We start from the raw sequence: 18,418 nt of genomic DNA on the forward strand, positions 1-18,418 counted from the left end.
AGTACTACACAAGAAAAAAATCATAACTTATAACTTATAACTCATAACTATGCATTATATTTGCCAGCTTTTTAAAAATGAAACGATGGCGAATAACAATGTATTAAAAGGGGTTTTATTAGTGGGTCTAGGAGCCACAAGTTACGGTATGTTAGCAACTTTTGTAAAGCTTGCTTATCATGATAAAGGAATGACTGGTTTACCATTTACACCAGCAGAAGTTATTACATCACAATTTATTATAGGAATTTTTGTAATTCTATTAATTAATGCTTTTCAAAAAGCAAAAAAGAAATCAGAAGTAGTAAAAGCCAATAAAAAAGACATTACTCAATTAATGATTGCAGGTACATCAACAGGTTTGACGAGTATTTTTTACTATTTGGCCGTTAAATACATCCCTGTTTCAATTGGTATTGTATTACTAATGCAAACTGTTTGGATGGGTGTTTTATTAGAATGGATTTTAGAGAAAAAAAGACCTTCAACTATCAAAATTATTGCGGTTATAATTGTTCTAGCAGGAACAGCATTAGCTACAAACCTTATCCAAAATACAATTACGTTAGACTGGCGTGGTGTAGTTTTAGGATTATTAGCAGCAGCTTCATTCACAACAACTATGTTTACAGCTAATAAAGTGGCTACACATATCTCATCTGCACAAAGAAGTTTATACATGCTTTTAGGTGGTGCTTTTGTAGTTTTCATTTTTGCATTTTACACACAAACAACTCCATTCAACTATGATATTTTCATGAAATGGGGAGTGTTATTAGCGATTTTTGGAACTGTTATTCCTCCTATGTTAATGAATGCAGGATTTCCTCATACGGGAATTGGCTTAGGAAGTATTGTTTCTTCGTTAGAGCTACCGGTTTCTGTATCTATGGCCTTTTTAATTTTGGGAGAACAAGTTGTTTTCACACAATGGATTGGTATAGTTTTAATCATTTTTGCCATTGTGATTATGAACATTCAGTTCGGAAAAAAATAATTTTTTAAACTTTGTAAGACTTTTTTAGGTAAATTCGTAAGAAAACTACAGCTTATGGGTTTACCTTGGCATTTATATGCAATGGCTTTATTGTATATTATAGCAGGAATCAATCATTTTAGAGTTCCAAAATTATACTATAAAATCATCCCTCCTTACTTTTCTAATCAAAAGCTTTTAAATATAGTTAGTGGTATTGCCGAAATTATTTTAGGTATTGCACTATGTATTCCGCAATTATCACAATATGCTGCTTGGGGAATCATTATACTATTAATCGCCATATTTCCTGCCAATATTTATATGTATCAAAACGATAAAGCAGCACTTGGTTTACCCAAATGGGCAAGAATCCTGAGGTTGCCATTACAGTTTTTACTCATTTATTGGGCCTTTCAATACACTTGTTAACCAACTAAACTTTTAATATTATGAAGAATTTAATTGCAGAATTTTTTGGAACCTTTTGGTTAGTTTTTTGCGGCTGTGGAAGTGCTCTTTTCGCGGCAGGATATCCAGAATTAGGAATAGGTTTTGCTGGAGTTTCTCTAGCTTTTGGTTTAACTGTTGTAACGATGGCGTATGCTGTGGGACACATTTCAGGAGGTCATTTTAATCCTGCTGTTTCCTTAGGACTTTGGGCTGGAGGAAGATTTGATTCTAAAGATTTAGCACCTTACATTATTGCACAATGTGCCGGAGCAATTCTTGCTGCAGTTTTTTTATACTTAATATTATCTGGTAAAGCTGGTTTTGCAATCGACAACACAAAAGCAGGTGCATTTGCATCTAACGGATATGGAGCATTTTCTCCTGATGGATATTCGATGGTTTCGGCTTTTATTATTGAATTCATTTTAACAATGTTCTTTTTGCTAATCATATTAGGAACAACTGATAAATTTGCCAACGGTAAATTTGCTGGATTGGCTATTGGTTTAGCATTAGTGCTAATTCATTTAGTAAGTATTCCTGTAACCAATACATCAGTAAATCCAGCTCGTTCATTATCACAGGCTATTTTTGCTGGCGGCACACCATTACTACAAGTATGGTTATTTTGGGTTGCCCCAATTGCTGGAGCAATCGCTGGAGGTTTCATTTACAAATCATTTTTAGAGACCAAAGCTGCAGCTTAATTAACAGATTTTAATAAAATAAGGCGACAAAGTTATTGTCGCTTTTTTTATTTTTGAAGCATGAGTTTATTTCCTGATGAAAAAATAGTTTTCACACTTCCAGATGCTGAAATAGAATATTTCCCAGATTTTTTTTCAGCAGAAAAATCAAATGATCTTTTTGAAAAACTTAAATCAGAAGTTCATTGGCAACAAGATACTATTACGGTATTTGGGCACTCCCATTTACAACCTAGACTAACTACTTTATATGGTAATGAAGGTAAACCATATGGTTATTCTAATATTGTAATGCAACCTCATCAATGGACCCCTTTGATCATGTATATAAAAAATGAAGTAGAAAAAGTTTGTTTAGAAAACTTCACCACTGTTCTTCTTAACTTATATCGAAACGGTCAAGACAGCAATGGTTGGCATGCTGACAATGAAAAAGAATTGGGCCGAAATCCAATTATAGCTTCGGTTAGTTTTGGTGCCGAAAGAGTTTTTCAGCTCAAACATAATTCAGAAGACATCAAACAAAATATTGTCCTAAAAAACGGAAGTTTATTAATCATGAAGGGATCAACACAACATTTTTGGAAACATCAAATTCCTAAAACTAAAAAAGAAATAGGACCACGAATTAATCTTACTTTCAGAATTATTAAATAATTTTTTTCATTAAATTTGAGTACTAAACCTACTTAAATTATGATAACCGAAATTGTAAATTATTTTCAAACCATACCATCATCACATAGAAGTTTACTCTTAATTGGAGGAATTACTCTTTTTTGGCTAATCGAAAATGGCTTTCCGTTAATTAAATTCAAATACAGCAAATGGCATCATGCAGGAATAAATTTCTTCTTCACTTTTACCACTATACTAATCAATTTTTCCTTAGCTTTTTTGTTATACAAAAGTTCTGTTTTTGTATCTGAAAATCATTTTGGATTAATTTACTGGTTACACTTAGATAATCTTTGGTTACAAGCCATAATAGGATTATTGTTTATGGATCTCATAGGGGCTTATACTGCTCACCTTGTGCAACACAAAACAAAACCTTTGTGGAGATATCACTTAATTCATCATACAGATACTTGGATAGATACTACTACAGCAAACAGACATCATCCTGGCGAAAGTGTTATTCGTTTTATTTTTACAATTCTAGCCATTATTATTGTTGGCGCTCCTATTTGGTTATTCTTTTTATATCAGTCTCTTTCTGTTTTTTTATCACAGTTTAACCATGCAAATATGTCCTTGCCAAAAAAATTAGACAAATACATTAGTTACATAATTGTCTCACCAGACATGCACAAAATTCACCATCATTACAAATTGCCGTATACAGACAGTAATTATGGAAACATTTTTTCTATTTGGGATAGATTATTTGGAACTTTTATGGTTATGCCTACAGAAGAATTAATTTATGGAGTAGATACACATATGAAACCAGAAGAAAACAACAATTTATCGAACTTATTAGTCATCCCTTTTCAAAAATATAGAGCACCTAAAAATTAAAATTTATTTTTTAATATCTTTTTATTAATATTGGTATAAGTATTGCACAAGTTTATTTGAATTAACATTTTATAAATGAGAAAAAGTAAAATAGCTGATTTAGACAGAGAAACTTTAGAAAGGCTTATCAGCATGGCCCAAGAGGAACGCAAACCTTTTGAAGTAATAAAAGAAGAGTTTGGGATTAGTGAAAACGAAGTCACTGAACTAATCCGGAAACGTTTACCCAAAGATCAGTTTGAACTTTGGAAGAAAAAAGTAACTGCTACAAAACCCAAACCGAAGCAGATTAATATTGATGACTTTGACGACGATCTAGACGGAAAATATTACCTTAAAAACAAGTTCGATTAATTACTAACTCCTGATTATCAGGAGTTTTTATTTTTAGTGTAACAAAAAACAAGAACTATATACTTATACAAGAAAGTAAAAATCTACAAAATGAAAAAAATACTCATAGCAGCATCATTAGCTTTTTTTATGGTTAGCTGTAAAACTGCGCAAACTTCATCAAGTAATGTTGCTGCAGAAGTAAAAGTAAACATTGATTTGAATGTTATAAAAGACGATAAAGTAATGGTAACTGTGTTCCCTACTCCGTCAAAAGAAGAAACAATAACTTTCAATATACCTAAAACGGTACCTGGAACATATTCAGCAGACAACTATGGTAAGTATATAGAAAATGTAAAAGCATACGATGCAAAAGGAAACTCACTTCCTATTGCTAAAATGGATGACAATACATGGAGAATTTCTGAAGCTAAAAAATTAAACAAAGTTACCTATTGGGTTAACGATACTTATGATATTGAAACATCTGGTGGAATAGGCGGAAAAGATGTATTCTCTCCAGCTGGAACAAACATCGATCCAGAATGTTTTATGATAAACACTCATGGATTTGTAGGCTATTTTTCAGATAAAAAAGAAGTTCCTTATACATTAAACATTTCTCATTCTGACAAATTGTTTGGAGCAACATCAATGACTGACATGGATTCTGCAGAAAATCAAGACACTTTTAAAGCTTCTCGTTATGCAGATTTAGTTGATCATCCAATAATGTATTCTAAGCCTGATTATACTACTTTTAAAGTAGATGATATGGACATCCTAATTAGTGTTTATTCACCAACAGGAAAATACAAAGCTGCTGACATTACTCCTGCAATGGAAACAATGATGAAAGCTCAAAAAAAATTCTTAGGACCTATCAACAACACAAAAAAATATGCGGTTCTATTATACCTTTCTGATTTAAGTAAAAATGATGCAAAAGGATTTGGAGCCTTAGAACACACAACATCAACAACTGTTGTAATGCCAGAAATGATGCCTGAGCAAGAAATGGCAGAACAATTAAAAGATGTTGTATCGCATGAATTTTTCCATATTGTAACGCCTTTAGGTATACATGCTAATGAAATTCATTATTTTGATTTTAATGCGCCTAAAATGTCTAAACACTTATGGATGTATGAAGGAGTAACAGAATATTTTGCGAACTTATTCCAAATTAATCAAGGATTAATTTCTGAAGAAGATTTCTACAATCGTATGTCTGACAAAATACGTCAAGCTGCTCAAATGAACGACACCATGCCCTTCACAAAAATGAGTGCTAATGTATTAGAAAATCCATACAAAGACCAATACTTAAATGTATACCAAAAAGGAGCATTAATAGGAATGTGTTTGGATATAACTATTCGTGAAAAAAGTAATGGCCAAAGAGGTATTTTAGATTTAATGCAAAAATTAAATAACGAATACGGAATCAATAAACCATTTAACGATGAAGAATTATTTGACAAAATAGTTTCATTAACATATCCTGAAGTTAAAACATTTTTTGACACTTATGTAAACGGACCAACACCAATTCCTTACGAAGAATTTTTCGCTAAAGTGGGCGTTACTAAAGCCAAAACTAAACTTCCAGGAAATGTATTCCTGAAAGGACAAACACCATATATCACAGTTAATCCTCAAACAAAAGAAATCATGCCAATTCCTGGAATTGATTTGCCAGAGTTTTACACTAAATTAGGTATTAAAAGTGGAGATGTAATTGCTTCAATAAATGGAACCAATTATAATTTAGATAATATCTATGACTTAATCATGGCTAGTCAAAGTTGGAAAGATGGAGATGCTATTACAGTTAAAATAAAACGAGATGGTAAAGAATCTGAATTAAAAGGAAAGATTATTTTACCTTACGAAGAAGTTGATGGTTATCAATTAACTGACAAAAGCAAAAACGCACTTAAAGAAGCTTGGTTAAAAGGATAATTTTCATTTAGAAACAACTATATAAATCCTCATTTTGTAAATCAATTTGAGGATTTTTTTATTACTTTGCGCCAAATTGAAAAAATTATGTATAAAGTTATTATAGCTGCTCTTTCACTTTCACTATTAGTCGCTTGTGGAGAAGAAAAAGAAAAAGGAAACCTAGAAATCACAGGAAACATTAAAGGTCTTAAAAAAGGAAAATTATATATTCAAAAAGTTGAAGACACAACACTAGTTGCGCTTGACTCTATTATTTTAAACGGTCAATCTTCATTTAAAAGTAATATAAACATAGATTCTCCTGAAATGCTTTATTTATATGTAGACAGAGGAGTAACGAATTCAATAGATAATAACTTATTATTTTTTGCCGAACCAGGAAAAATAAACATTGATACTGATTTAGAGTTTTTTCTAGCCAATGCTAAAGTAACTGGATCTAAAAATAATGATTTATACACCGATTATAAAAACATCATTTCTAAATTTAATGACCAACAACTTGAGTATGTAAAAGATGAATTGATGGCTTTAAAGAATAAAAAAGATATTTCGGCAGAAAACTCAAAAAAACAAGATGCTCTTTTAAAAAGACGTTATCTATATGCTGCTAATTATGCATTGACTCATGCAGATAAAGAAGTAGCTCCTTACATCGCTTTAACAGACATTTACGACATGAATATAAAGTATTTAGACACCATACAAAAATCGATGTCACCTGAGGTTGCAAAATCTAAATATGGTCAAAAATTCACTAAGTTTCTTAAGGACAGAAAAGTTAATGAAGCAACTGAAACAAAAAAATAATATTATTCTTAAATTAAAAAATAAAAGCCTCCTAAAACGGAGGCTTTTTAGTTTATGAAATTTCAAAACTAAAACATTATCCTATTATAATAAAAAAGGCCTCCAAATGAAGACCTTATATGAGACAAAGGAGAGACTCCCTTCGATAAACTCAGGATAAACTTCCTGCCCCTTTAATACAAATAAAAAAGGTCTTCAAATGAAGACCTTTTATGAGCCGATGGAGGGACTCTCTTCGATAAACTCAGGGTAAACTTCTCGTCCCTTTAATACAAATAAAAAAGGCCTTCAAATGAAGACCTTTTTGGAGCCGATGGAGGGACTCGAACCCACGACCTGCTGATTACAAATCAGCTGCTCTAGCCAGCTGAGCTACACCGGCAAAAGTGCATTTTCAATATTTAAATTTGAGCCGATGGAGGGACTCGAACCCACGACCTGCTGATTACAAATCAGCTGCTCTAGCCAGCTGAGCTACACCGGCGACTCAAATGCGGTGCAAATATAATGGAGTTTTTTAAACTTCCAAACACTTACACCTTAATTTTATTGATTTTTTTACTACTACAATGCGTTGATTTTATCAACTAATTGATTAGCAGCTGCTTCTAAATCTTTATTTATTTGATTGAAATGTGCTTTTTTATTCTCAACATTCTTAGCATTAACTTTAGCAATTAAACCGTCAAAAGTAACAATCACTTCTTCAATAATTGCGTTAGTCGCATCAGTTGGTTTACCAGTAGTAGTCATTTCGTATAAATAAACTGCCTCAATGATATCACCCATTACAAAGTTGATGTCTTTTTTTAAGTTTTTAACACTTCCCATTTTTATGTATTTAAAATTTCGCTTGCAAAAGTACAATTATTCTTTGTAATATGTACTACTCTATTGTTATTTCTAACAAATTTGCCTCTCCAATTAACTGAAATTCAGTCAATATTGAAGGCAATAAAATTGTATCTCCCTTTTGAAAATCAAATTTGTGATGATGATATTGAATCGAAAACTCCCCTTCTGTACACATATATACTACAAAAGCATCATCGTTTTTAATTTTATTATATTTACCATTCAGCGGGATTACATTAGTTGTAAAATATGGACATTTAACAGCTAAATTACTTTTATTTGGTATTTCAGAATACTCTTTTTTTGACTCAATAACCTCATAATTAATTGCTTCTAAAGCTAAATCAACATGGAGTTCACGAGTATTGCCATTTATATCTTTTCTGTCAAAATCGTAAATTCTATATGTTATATCTGATGTTTGTTGGATTTCAGCAATAACTACTCCTGCTCCTATTGCATGTATTGTTCCCGTTTCAAGAAAAAAAACATCTCCTTTTTTTACAGGAATCTCATCTAGAATCGAAACTAAAGTTTTATTATTTAAATGCTTTAAGTACTCTTCTGGAGAAGATTTTTGCTTGAACCCAACAATTAATTTTGCATTTTCATCTGCCTGCATTACATACCACATTTCAGTTTTACCAAATGAGTTATGACGCTTTTTTGCCAATTCATCATTAGGATGTAATTGAATCGACAAATCATCTTTAGCATCTAAAAATTTAAACAGTAAAGGAAAATCTAATCCGAATTCTTTATGAATTTTTTTTCCTAAAATCTCTTCAGGATATTTTTCTATTAATTCGTTTAAATTTGTGCTTTTATAAATTCCATTAGCAACTACACTTATATCACCTGGCACAGTAGATATTTCCCAGCTTTCACCAGTAGTTTGAGTTGGAATTTCTTTATTAAGCTTTGTTTTTAGTTTTGTTCCTCCCCAGATCCGATCTTTCAAAATGGGCTTAAATAATAAAGGATAAACTTCCATTAAATCAATTTTTTAACTGCTTCGACCACTTTAGGAAAATGGCTTTCTGCATCCATACTATCATATATCATATTAACTATTCCTTTTTTATCTACGATATAGGTAACTCTACCAGGAATCAACCCTAGAAAATTAGTTGGAACCCCAAATAATTTTCTAATACTTTTATCATTATCTGATAAGAGTGTAAATGGTAAATCATACTTGTGAGCAAATTTTTTATGTGCAGCAACGCTATCACCACTTATACCTATAACTTCAGCTCCAAGGTCTTTAAACTCCTCATATTGATCCCTAAAAAAACACGCTTGCTTTGTGCATCCTGGGGTGTCATCTTTGGGATAAAAATAAATAACCAATACTTTTTTTTCGAGAACCGAAGCAATGTAAAAATCATTACCTGCTTGATCTTTGGCTCCAAATAGAGGCAATTTATCACCTACTTTTAATCCTTGTTGCATAATCAACCTTTATAAGTTACAAAATTTCTTGGTGTTTCATAAAGAGTGACTTCCAAATCTTGATCTACCTTCAAACGAGCTTTAATTTTATTCCAAATCACAACAACAATATTTTCTGCCGTTGGATTAAGATTTTCAAAATCAGGCACGTCTAAATTCAAGTTTTTATGATCAAACTGAGACTCAACTTCTTCAAAAATAATATCTGCTAAAATTTTAATATCTATCACATATCCTGTTTCTGGGTCGATATTTCCAGTTACACTAACAATCAGCTCATAATTATGACCATGAAAATTAGGGTTATTGCATTTTCCAAAAACTAACTGATTTTTTTCATCAGACCAATCTTTGCGATACAATCTATGAGCTGCATTAAAATGAGCTTTCCTATTTACTGTAACTCTCATAGTTTATGATCTTCTAAATAATGATAAAACTCATCGAAAATAATTTTAAACCAAACTGTATAAATATTTGGATTAATCACCATATCTTCTTTTACTGCCTCAATACTCATCCATTTCCAAGCTTCAACCTCATCATTATTAATATTTGGCTCTTCATTGAAGTAACCAATCATAACATGATCTAATTCATGCTCAGTCAATCCATTATCAAAAGGGGCTTTATAAATAAAATGAAACAGCTCTTTTAATTCTGTTGTAAAACCCATTTCTTCCATTAATCTCCTACTTCCGGCTTGAATGTTTGTTTCCCCTTCTCTCTGATGACTACAACATGTATTTGTCCATAATAAAGGGGAATGATATTTATGATGTGCTCTTTGCTGAAGCATTAATTCATTTTTATCATTAAGTATAAAAACTGAAAAAGCTCTATGCAATAAAGCTTTCTCATGAGCTTCTAATTTTGGCATCAAACCTATTTGCTCATCCTTTTCATTAACTAAAATTACTCTCTCTTCAATCATATTATTTAATTGCTTGGTAAAAATACAAAAAAAGAAAACCGCCACATTTTAATTGAAGCGGTTTTTGAAATTTTAAAACTAATTTTACTATTCTTTAATAATTTTTTGAGAATAATTCTGCCCCTCAGTATCTTTTAAAACTAAAATATATGTTCCTTTAGACAAACTTTCTATGTTAATTTTACTATCTAATAATTCTTTTTCTAAGACTTTCTTACCAGCTAAATCATATAATTTAGCACTTATTATTTCAACATTTGAAGTATTCATTTGAATGTTAATAACATTCTTTGCAGGATTTGGATAAATACTAAAAACCGAATTGTTGACATTTTTGATAACCGATAATGTTGTTCCTTCTACAACAAGTAATTGCTGATTAGGATTCACATTGTTGTAAGTGTCTACAATTCCAGAAGGCCAATGAATAATTACTTGATCTATAGCTGTTGCCGAACCTAATCCAAAATGAGCGTTTAGAGTACTCATATAAGCAAATCCTTCACCGCTTCTAATGTCCCGAATTTGTTTTCCCCAAGACCCATGAATTTCAATTCTAGCTCCAATTCCATTTTTATTACTTTGTACACCTTGTAAAGCTACTTTTAACCAATTATTACCGTTTGGTATAGCAAAATGAATCGTGCTTCCATTAACAATATCTAGAAAACCATCATCATTCAAATCTCCTACACCTCCTACACCTAATCCTAAGCCCGTGTAAGCAACAGGAGAAAAAATGTTATTTCCTTGATTGAACATAATTTTATTAGCGCTTCCCATAATATCTACAAATCCATTGTTATCAAAATCATAAGCTATATAATCTCGATTAATAGATGTATCTGTATCCCAGCCTGATCCACTGGTAATTTCTGTATATGCTTCTTCTGTATTGTTTGTTAAATCAAGATTGTTTCTGAAAAATTTATGTGCAGTAGACCCATTTGAACCAATTAAAATATCCATATCACCATCATTATCAAAATCTGCAACTGCTGATGACCATGATTGCACTGGTGTTGGATTAATTTGAGCAATTGCAGAAATATCCGTAAAAACACCATTCCCATCATTTCTATGTAATTCGCATGGAGGTCCTGAACATTTAGAAATAAACATATCAACATCTCCATCATTATCAAAATCAGTCCAAATTGAAGCGTAATTTCCTCCACTAGGAGTAAGTCCTAAATTGTAAGCTCCTGGTGTAACTCCTGATTGATAATAGGTTAGATTGTTAGAAGAATTGTTTAAATAATACACATTTCTGTTCACATCATGACATGAAAAAATATCTAAATTCCCATCATTATTAATATCTACAAAATTTGTTCTTTGGCAAAAAATATACTCACCAGGTGTTATAGGAGAATATGTAATTATTCCATTATCATTTTGTGAACGCCAAATCGACAGACCATCACCTGCACCTAAAACTAAATCATTATATCCATCTCGATTGTAATCACCTGCTGCCATACTCCAATTTGGCATTTTACTGGCACCCGTAAGTGTAAAATTTGAAACAGAAAATGTACCAGCAGTTTCTTGAATATGTATTTTTAAATTCCCATTACTTACACCAACAATATCGTCTTTATGATCGCCATTCATATCAACTACACATTTGTTGTGTGTACTATTAATAGTACTAACTACTTGATTTGTGTATGATACAGGAGCTGGAACTGGAACAATTACTGCATTTTCAACTAATTGAAATGTAAAACCATTTGAATTCCAACGATTGTCAAAAGCTATTATATATGTTGTGCCCGCTGTTACATTAAATGTCACTATAGAAGAATATTGATAATAAGTACCCGCATCATCATCTCCCGCATAACATACTAGTGCTCCACAGCTTCCTGTATAAACGTGAACACGAGTGTCTATTCCAGAAGTATTTTGCGTCAAATCAGTTGTAACTGTAACAGTATAATTAGCCGAAGGTGTATAAGCATACCATTCTGCCCCAGGAGGTCTAGTTGAAGGAATTGCTCCATTCTCTGCACAAATCAAGGTAGGCGGTGTTCCATTAATAGTTCCAACCGTGTAAAATCCGGCTGTTGTTATTGGAATTGCTCCGTCACAACTATCTTGCGCTGAAGTAATCTGCAAAAAAAATAGTATTGCAATTAAAGTAGTAATTTTTTTCATTGTTCAGTAGTTTTGGTTTGATTGATTGTTTTTTCTTAAGGACATCCTTGCAGGGAATTAATCCATTGTTCAATAAGCGAAACACCCTCTTCATGAACCATAGTTCTTCCATGAAGTGGCATTCTATATGTCTCATCATTTGTGCTTACTCTAAAATAAAGCATAGACCTTTCTGTATTACCTGGGGTTATAATTTTACTTAAGGCAGAAGGAAACCCTTGCATATCTTGAGTATCAATACAAACCCCTAAGTTGGTCATTCCTAACCCATTTGACAAACCAGTTTTTTTATAGGCAAATTTCATTGGTCGATAATCACAATGTCTTTCATCATCATGACAATGCGCACAATTACTATCAAAATAAGAGCGAACTCTTTTTTCGAGTGGTTTAGTTTGATCATTGTAATCTACAACCGAATTAGCTTCGGTGGGTAATGAAAAATTATTTTCTAAATAACCTGCATCAATCCATTTTTGAATTTGATTGATTGTTTCATTACCATATGTATAGTTAAAATTAAGGTTTTGTGGTTTTATTCCTATTGGGATATTTTTAGTAACTTCAACATTATTTACTGTAGTTTTTGATTTATGACAAACTATACATTGTGACTCTTCAGGAATTCTATAATCAGTACTTTTTACAACATTATTATTGTCTTTCCATTGTATGAGTGTAACACTTCCTTGTAAGTCAAACAAAGCTTCAGTTTGTGCATCGTTCCAAACATAATTTGCAAAAATCCAACCAGATGATTTTCTAATCATAACCCTAGTTTCTATAATTCTAGTAGTATTATTAGGCTGAACATTAGTATAATAAAAATTCTTAATTAATGCGGAACCTACAGGCAGTTCTAAAACTTTACCTTCCTCCGTATAAGTTGCTTTAAGCCCTTTTGGAATCCAAACAAAACGCCTTTTTTTAGCATAATCAGTAAAAAGTGTACTTCTTGGTTCAAAAGGTAATACACCGAGAGAAGGATTCTGATTTTTCATATCTCCTTCAAAAAATTTATAATCTGATAATTTAGGATAAGGAACCTGTGATAAATCAACCTTGACTGGAGAAACTGGAACATATACACTTTCTTCTTCAGTGCTGTCTTTTGAACAAGAATAATATATTGAAATGACTGATAAAGCAAATAATAAAATTAAGTATTTGTGTTTCATTGGGTTATAAAGTTTTCTCAAATATAAATAAAAAAACTTCATGTTATAAAATTGACTTTTTATTCTAAAAATGGATTATATTGATATCTATTTTAAATTATTTAAGGCATTTTAATTACAATTCGCAACAAAACAACTTTTAGTTAATTGATTTTCGTAAGAAATTTCTCTTTTCGAAAATCCGCATTTTTTCTCTTTCACTTAAAAACATAAGTTTTAAACATAAATTGCAAAACAAAAAAAGTCCCTAAAAGGGACTTTTTATCTATATGTGAATTCAACTATTTAGTCAAATACATTTTTCTTCGAGAATATAACTCGTAGAATTGATCATCTTTCAAATCATCTATAAACAAAATACTTTCTCCAGTTGATTTCATTTCAGGACCTAATGCTTTGTTCACACCAGGGAACTTGTTAAAAGAAAAAACAGGTTGCTTAATTGCATATCCATTAAGATGTGGATTAAAATTAAAATCGGTAACCTTATTTTCTCCAAGCATTACTTTAGTTGCATAGTTTACATAAGGTTCTCCATAAGCTTTAGCAATAAAAGGAACAGTACGAGACGCTCTAGGATTGGCTTCTATAATGTAAACCGTATCGTCTTTTATCGCAAATTGTATATTAATTAATCCAACCGTTTTTAAAGCTATTGCAATTTTTTTAGTATGATCTTTAATTTGCTGCATCACAAATTCTCCTAAGTTGAATGGAGGCAATGTAGCGTTACTATCTCCTGAGTGAACTCCACACGGTTCTATGTGTTCCATGATTCCAATGATGTAAACATTTTCACCATCACAAATTGCATCTGCTTCTGCTTCAATAGCACCATCTAAATAATGATCTAGTAGCAATTTATTATTTGGAATATGTTTCAAAATCTCTATAACATGCTCTTCTAGTTCTTGCTTATTGATTACAATTTTCATTCCTTGACCACCCAAAACATAAGAAGGGCGAACTAATAAAGGAAAATCTAAATCATCAGCTAATTTTACAGCTTGCTCTGCGTTTTCTGCCACTCCAAACTTTGGAAAAGGAATATCTAATTCTGTCAACAACTCTGAGAATCGTCCCCTATCTTCTGCTAAATCTAAAGCATCGAAACTTGTTCCAATAATTTTGATTCCGTATTTATGAAGTTTCTCAGCTAATTTTAGTGCTGTTTGACCGCCTAACTGAACAATAACACCTTCAGGTTTTTCATGACGGATAATATCATAAATATGTTCCCAGAAAACTGGTTCAAAATATAATTTATCTGCAGTATCAAAGTCGGTAGAAACTGTTTCTGGATTACAGTTGATCATGATTGTTTCATAACCACATTCTTTTGCCGCTAATACTCCGTGAACACAAGAGTAATCAAACTCAATACCTTGACCTATTCGGTTAGGTCCTGAACCTAAAACTACTATTTTTTTCTTATCAGTAACAACACTTTCATTTGCTACATAACGAGTACCATCAGGGCGTTCGATTTCGGCTTCAAATGTTGAATAGTAATATGGTGTTTGTGCTTTAAACTCTGCGGCACATGTATCCACCAGTTTATAAACACGCTGAATATTCATTGTTTCTCGCAGCGTATGAACTTGGCTCTCCAAGCAACCTAACATATGAGCAATTTGACGATCGCCGTACCCCTTTTGCTTTGCTTCCAGCAACAATTCTTTAGGAAGCGTGTCTAAACTATATTTAGAGATTTCTTTTTCTAGTAAAAATAACTCTTCATATTGTTTTAAGAACCACATGTCAATTTTAGTAATTTCATGGATTCTAGATAATGGTATTCCCATTGCTATTGCATCATAAAGCACAAATACTCGATCCCAACTTGCATGAGTCAACTTTTCGATTATTTGCTCGTAATTTTTATAACCTTTACCATCAGCACCTAAACCGTTACGCTTAATTTCTAATGATTGGGTTGCTTTGTGAAGTGCTTCTTGGAACGAACGACCAATACCCATTACCTCTCCTACCGATTTCATTTGAAGTCCTAATGTTCTATCAGAACCTTCGAATTTATCAAAATTCCAACGAGGTATTTTTACGATTACATAGTCTAATGTAGGCTCAAACAAAGCCGATGTTGACTTTGTAATTTGATTTTGTAATTCATCTAATGTGTATCCTAATGCTAGTTTTGTTGCAACTTTAGCAATTGGATAACCCGTAGCTTTTGATGCTAAAGCAGAAGAACGCGACACACGAGGATTGATTTCGATTGCTACAATATCTTCTTTTTCATCTGGCGAAACCGCAAACTGCACATTACATCCTCCAGCAAAATTTCCTATACTACGCATCATATGCATAGCCATATCGCGCATTTTTTGAAATGTAGTATCAGATAATGTCATTGCTGGTGCAACCGTAATACTATCACCAGTATGAATTCCCATTGGATCCATATTTTCGATAGTACAAATAATAACCACATTATCGTTTTTATCTCTAAGCAATTCTAACTCATATTCTTTCCATCCTAAAAGAGCCTTATCAATAAGCACCTCATGAATTGGAGAAGCTTCAAGTCCGCGAGTTAACAACTCATCAAAATCTTCTTTTTTGTGTACAAAAGCTGCACCAGTTCCTCCAAGAGTGAATGAAGGACGGATTACTAATGGGAAACCGAATTCTTGAGCAATTTCTTTTCCTTTTAAGAATGAGTTTGCTGTTCTAGCAGGTGCTTGAGGAATTCCTATTTTATTTAATAAGTTTTTAAACTGATCTCGGTCCTCAGTGATGTTGATAGCATTAACATCAACACCGATTAATTTGACTCCAAAATCTTTCCAAATTCCTTTATCTTCTGCTTCCAAACAAAGATTCAGAGCCGTTTGACCACCCATTGTTGGTAAAACCGCATCAATTTGTGGATGTGCTTTTAAAATTTCAATGATAGACTTTGTAGTTAATGGCTTTAAGTAAATGTGATCCGCCATTGAAGGATCTGTCATGATAGTTGCTGGATTAGAGTTAATTAAGATAACTTCTATTCCTTCTTCTCGCAAAGATCTTGCTGATTGTGAACCTGAATAGTCAAACTCGCATGCTTGACCAATAATTATGGGACCTGACCCGATAATTAAAACCGATTTAATTGAATTGTCTTTAGGCATTGTTGTGTTGTTTATTTTGAGTTAAACTCAAAATCTAGTTGTTGTTTGTATATAGCCCTGATGAAAGCGGCATCCTTTTTAATTTTGCTACTTTATCTTTCTACGTATAACGCAAAATTAAAAAGATACAGCGTACAGCAGGAAAAAGCTCCAAATATTTATCAATATTTTTATGAACAGTTTAAAAAAAAGGCGTTACTAATAAAAGTAACGCCCATGTATTTGATTGAAAATCAATCATTATTTTTTGTGTCTTGGTTCGCAAGAAACAGTTAACTTATGTCTTCCTTTAGCGCGACGACGAGCTAGGACTTTTCTTCCATTCGCAGAAGCCATTCTGTCCATAAAACCGTGCTTATTTCTTCTTTTTCTTTTCGATGGTTGAAATGTTCTCTTACTCATAGCTTTGTATCTTTAAAATCTTGTATAAATATCTTATCATTTAGGTTTTCTCAAAACCGAGTGCAAATATACAACGAATTTTTATTCTTGCAAGTGCTTTTATAAAAAATAATTTTAATTCTTTTCCTATATTTGCATCTCATAATTAAAAACGTCTATATGTTTCACAAAAACATCAAACTTATACTAGCTGGATTGCTTTTTATTACTGGTATTTGGCAATTTACTGAAGGAAATATTGGGAATGGAATTTTTTTAACACTTCTTACATTGATTCCTATTTTCTTATACTTTAGAAACGAATACATTTTAATGGCTTTCTTAAAATTAAGAAATCAAGATTTTGAAGGTGCAAAAAAATGGTTAGATAAAATTAAAAATCCTGAAACTGCATTAATTCAAAAACAACAAGGTTATTACAATTATTTAAATGGATTAATGGTTTCTCAAACTAATCTAAATCAAGCAGAGAAATTTTTCAAGAAAGCAATTAGTCTAGGTTTATCTATGGATCAAGATTTAGCTCTTGCGAAATTAAACTTGGCCGGAATTGCATTAAGCAGAAGAAGAAAACTTGAGGCTACAAACCTTTTAAATGAAGCAAAAAAGTTAGATAAGCAAAACATGCTGAAAGATCAAATTAAGATGATGAAAGATCAACTTAAAAAAATATAAAAAATTTCCTACATAAACAAATTAAAACCATACTTTTGTATGGTTTTTTTTATTACTGTATTGTAGATAATCGGAAATTTGTATATTTAATCGATATTATTGAAATACAGAGGTTTATATTTATAGTTTTGACTAAGTTTTATTGCTTATGAAAAATATTTACACCGCTATTTTAGTACTTGTTACATGTTCTTTTAGCTCTTTTGCTCAAAATGATGAACTGTCATTTCCTGAAGCATTAAAAGAGCATTTAAATAAATATAACATTGTAAGTAATAATGCATTTGCGAATAGAGAAATTCAAAAGGGACAAATACTTTTTGACTCATTAGTTTCTCATCATTTGATTGGAACTACTTTTGAAGACTATACTTTAAAAAGTTTTGAGAAAAGAAAAATAAAATTAAGTAGTTTTAAAAAACCAATTTTTATTCTGACTTACGCATCTTGGTGTATCCCAAGTAAAGGTGAAATTCCAGCGCTTAATAAATTAGCGCAAAAATATGCTAAAGATGTTCAGTTTGTCATTTTGTTCTGGAACAAAAAGCATGAGGTAAAACAAATTGCTAGAAAATTCAACCACAATATAACTGTATGTTATGCACACGAAACATACAAAAAAGATGCAACTGTTGTTTCACATTTGAAACATACTTTAGGATTTCCGACTTCCTATTTTTTAAACCAAGATCTTAAAGTAGTCAATATTAAAAGAGGTGGTGCACAACCAGATAACAAAAGTACTTATGTAAAAGCTTATACTTTAAATTATAATGTTTTTAGAGAAGGTTTGAGCAGTTTACTTATTGAGAAAAATATTTCTGACGAGCAACTTACTACGAATTAGT

General features: G+C 31.7%; 19 protein-coding genes and 2 tRNA genes. 10 read left to right on the forward strand and 11 right to left on the reverse strand.

From position 1 onward, the window contains the following. Positions 1-85: 85 nt before the first annotated feature. From BUC09_RS06240 to BUC09_RS06275, 8 genes are all read left to right on the forward strand, one after another. On the forward strand, positions 86-997 hold the full coding sequence (locus BUC09_RS06240) for an EamA family transporter (RefSeq protein WP_073309745.1): 912 nt from the start codon (positions 86-88) through the stop codon (positions 995-997). 54 nt (positions 998-1,051) lie between these two features. Beyond that, complete coding sequence (locus BUC09_RS06245; RefSeq protein ID WP_073309746.1) at positions 1,052-1,408, forward strand: DoxX family protein; 357 nt, start codon at positions 1,052-1,054, stop codon at positions 1,406-1,408. A 20-nt stretch (positions 1,409-1,428) separates the two neighbouring features. After that, a complete protein-coding gene (gene aqpZ, locus BUC09_RS06250) occupies positions 1,429-2,136 on the forward strand; it encodes an aquaporin Z (protein WP_073309748.1) in 708 nt (235 codons plus the stop codon). Between the two features lie 60 nt (positions 2,137-2,196). Beyond that, positions 2,197-2,793 (forward strand): alpha-ketoglutarate-dependent dioxygenase AlkB family protein, encoded by a 597-nt coding sequence (locus BUC09_RS06255; RefSeq protein ID WP_073309750.1) that lies wholly within the window; start codon positions 2,197-2,199, stop codon positions 2,791-2,793. A 42-nt stretch (positions 2,794-2,835) separates the two neighbouring features. After that, on the forward strand, positions 2,836-3,660 hold the full coding sequence (locus tag BUC09_RS06260) for a sterol desaturase family protein (RefSeq protein WP_084127146.1): 825 nt from the start codon (positions 2,836-2,838) through the stop codon (positions 3,658-3,660). Between the two features lie 75 nt (positions 3,661-3,735). Beyond that, the gene (locus BUC09_RS06265) at positions 3,736-4,014 is read left to right on the forward strand and encodes a TIGR03643 family protein (protein ID WP_073309754.1); all 279 of its coding nucleotides are present in this window, start codon (positions 3,736-3,738) and stop codon (positions 4,012-4,014) included. Between the two features lie 90 nt (positions 4,015-4,104). Then, complete coding sequence (locus tag BUC09_RS06270; protein ID WP_073309756.1) at positions 4,105-5,961, forward strand: M61 family metallopeptidase; 1,857 nt, start codon at positions 4,105-4,107, stop codon at positions 5,959-5,961. 87 nt (positions 5,962-6,048) lie between these two features. Beyond that, on the forward strand, positions 6,049-6,774 hold the full coding sequence (locus BUC09_RS06275; RefSeq protein WP_073309758.1) for a DUF4369 domain-containing protein: 726 nt from the start codon (positions 6,049-6,051) through the stop codon (positions 6,772-6,774). 305 nt (positions 6,775-7,079) lie between these two features. On the opposite strand, the gene BUC09_RS06280 is transcribed toward BUC09_RS06275, so the two are convergent. The 11 genes from BUC09_RS06280 to rpmH form a co-directional block, all read right to left on the reverse strand. Beyond that, positions 7,080-7,156, reverse strand: a tRNA-Thr gene (locus BUC09_RS06280). A 28-nt stretch (positions 7,157-7,184) separates the two neighbouring features. Then, positions 7,185-7,258: transfer RNA gene (locus tag BUC09_RS06285), tRNA-Thr, on the reverse strand. Between the two features lie 80 nt (positions 7,259-7,338). Then, entirely contained in the window at positions 7,339-7,605 is a 267-nt protein-coding gene (locus BUC09_RS06290; protein WP_073309760.1) for a hypothetical protein, read from the reverse strand. Positions 7,606-7,660: 55 nt separating this feature from the next. Then, positions 7,661-8,623, reverse strand: a complete 963-nt coding sequence (locus tag BUC09_RS06295; RefSeq protein WP_073309762.1) for a type I phosphomannose isomerase catalytic subunit — start codon at positions 8,621-8,623, stop codon at positions 7,661-7,663. Continuing rightward, positions 8,623-9,084: a peroxiredoxin gene (locus BUC09_RS06300; RefSeq protein ID WP_073309764.1), complete on the reverse strand. Its 462-nt coding sequence runs from the start codon at positions 9,082-9,084 to the stop codon at positions 8,623-8,625. Before BUC09_RS06300 ends, BUC09_RS06295 begins: the two co-directional genes overlap by 1 nt. A 2-nt stretch (positions 9,085-9,086) precedes the next feature. Then, a complete protein-coding gene (locus tag BUC09_RS06305; RefSeq protein ID WP_073309766.1) occupies positions 9,087-9,494 on the reverse strand; it encodes a 6-pyruvoyl trahydropterin synthase family protein in 408 nt (135 codons plus the stop codon). Further along, entirely contained in the window at positions 9,491-10,018 is a 528-nt protein-coding gene (idi, locus tag BUC09_RS06310) for an isopentenyl-diphosphate Delta-isomerase (protein ID WP_073309768.1), read from the reverse strand. The genes BUC09_RS06305 and idi overlap by 4 nt, the downstream gene beginning before the upstream one ends. Before the next feature lie 87 nt (positions 10,019-10,105). Further along, positions 10,106-12,181, reverse strand: coding sequence for a T9SS type A sorting domain-containing protein (locus BUC09_RS06315; protein ID WP_073309770.1), 2,076 nt, complete (start codon positions 12,179-12,181; stop codon positions 10,106-10,108). Between the two features lie 35 nt (positions 12,182-12,216). After that, positions 12,217-13,359, reverse strand: a complete 1,143-nt coding sequence (locus BUC09_RS06320) for a hypothetical protein (RefSeq protein WP_073309772.1) — start codon at positions 13,357-13,359, stop codon at positions 12,217-12,219. Positions 13,360-13,640: 281 nt separating this feature from the next. Then, complete coding sequence (gene carB / locus BUC09_RS06325; protein ID WP_073309774.1) at positions 13,641-16,493, reverse strand: carbamoyl-phosphate synthase large subunit; 2,853 nt, start codon at positions 16,491-16,493, stop codon at positions 13,641-13,643. A gap of 240 nt (positions 16,494-16,733) precedes the next feature. Further along, positions 16,734-16,895: a 50S ribosomal protein L34 gene (gene rpmH / locus BUC09_RS06330; RefSeq protein WP_007136275.1), complete on the reverse strand. Its 162-nt coding sequence runs from the start codon at positions 16,893-16,895 to the stop codon at positions 16,734-16,736. A 159-nt stretch (positions 16,896-17,054) separates the two neighbouring features. Here rpmH and BUC09_RS06335 point away from each other — a divergent pair, with 159 nt between their 5' ends. Together BUC09_RS06335 and BUC09_RS06340 are read left to right on the forward strand one after the other, a co-directional pair. After that, on the forward strand, positions 17,055-17,570 hold the full coding sequence (locus BUC09_RS06335; RefSeq protein ID WP_073309776.1) for a hypothetical protein: 516 nt from the start codon (positions 17,055-17,057) through the stop codon (positions 17,568-17,570). A gap of 148 nt (positions 17,571-17,718) precedes the next feature. After that, positions 17,719-18,417, forward strand: a complete 699-nt coding sequence (locus BUC09_RS06340; protein WP_073309778.1) for a TlpA family protein disulfide reductase — start codon at positions 17,719-17,721, stop codon at positions 18,415-18,417. The last annotated feature ends 1 nt before the right edge of the window (position 18,418 follow it).

The sequence above is a fragment of the Flavobacterium terrae genome (assembly GCF_900142035.1).
Lineage (GTDB): Bacteria > Bacteroidota > Bacteroidia > Flavobacteriales > Flavobacteriaceae > Flavobacterium > Flavobacterium terrae.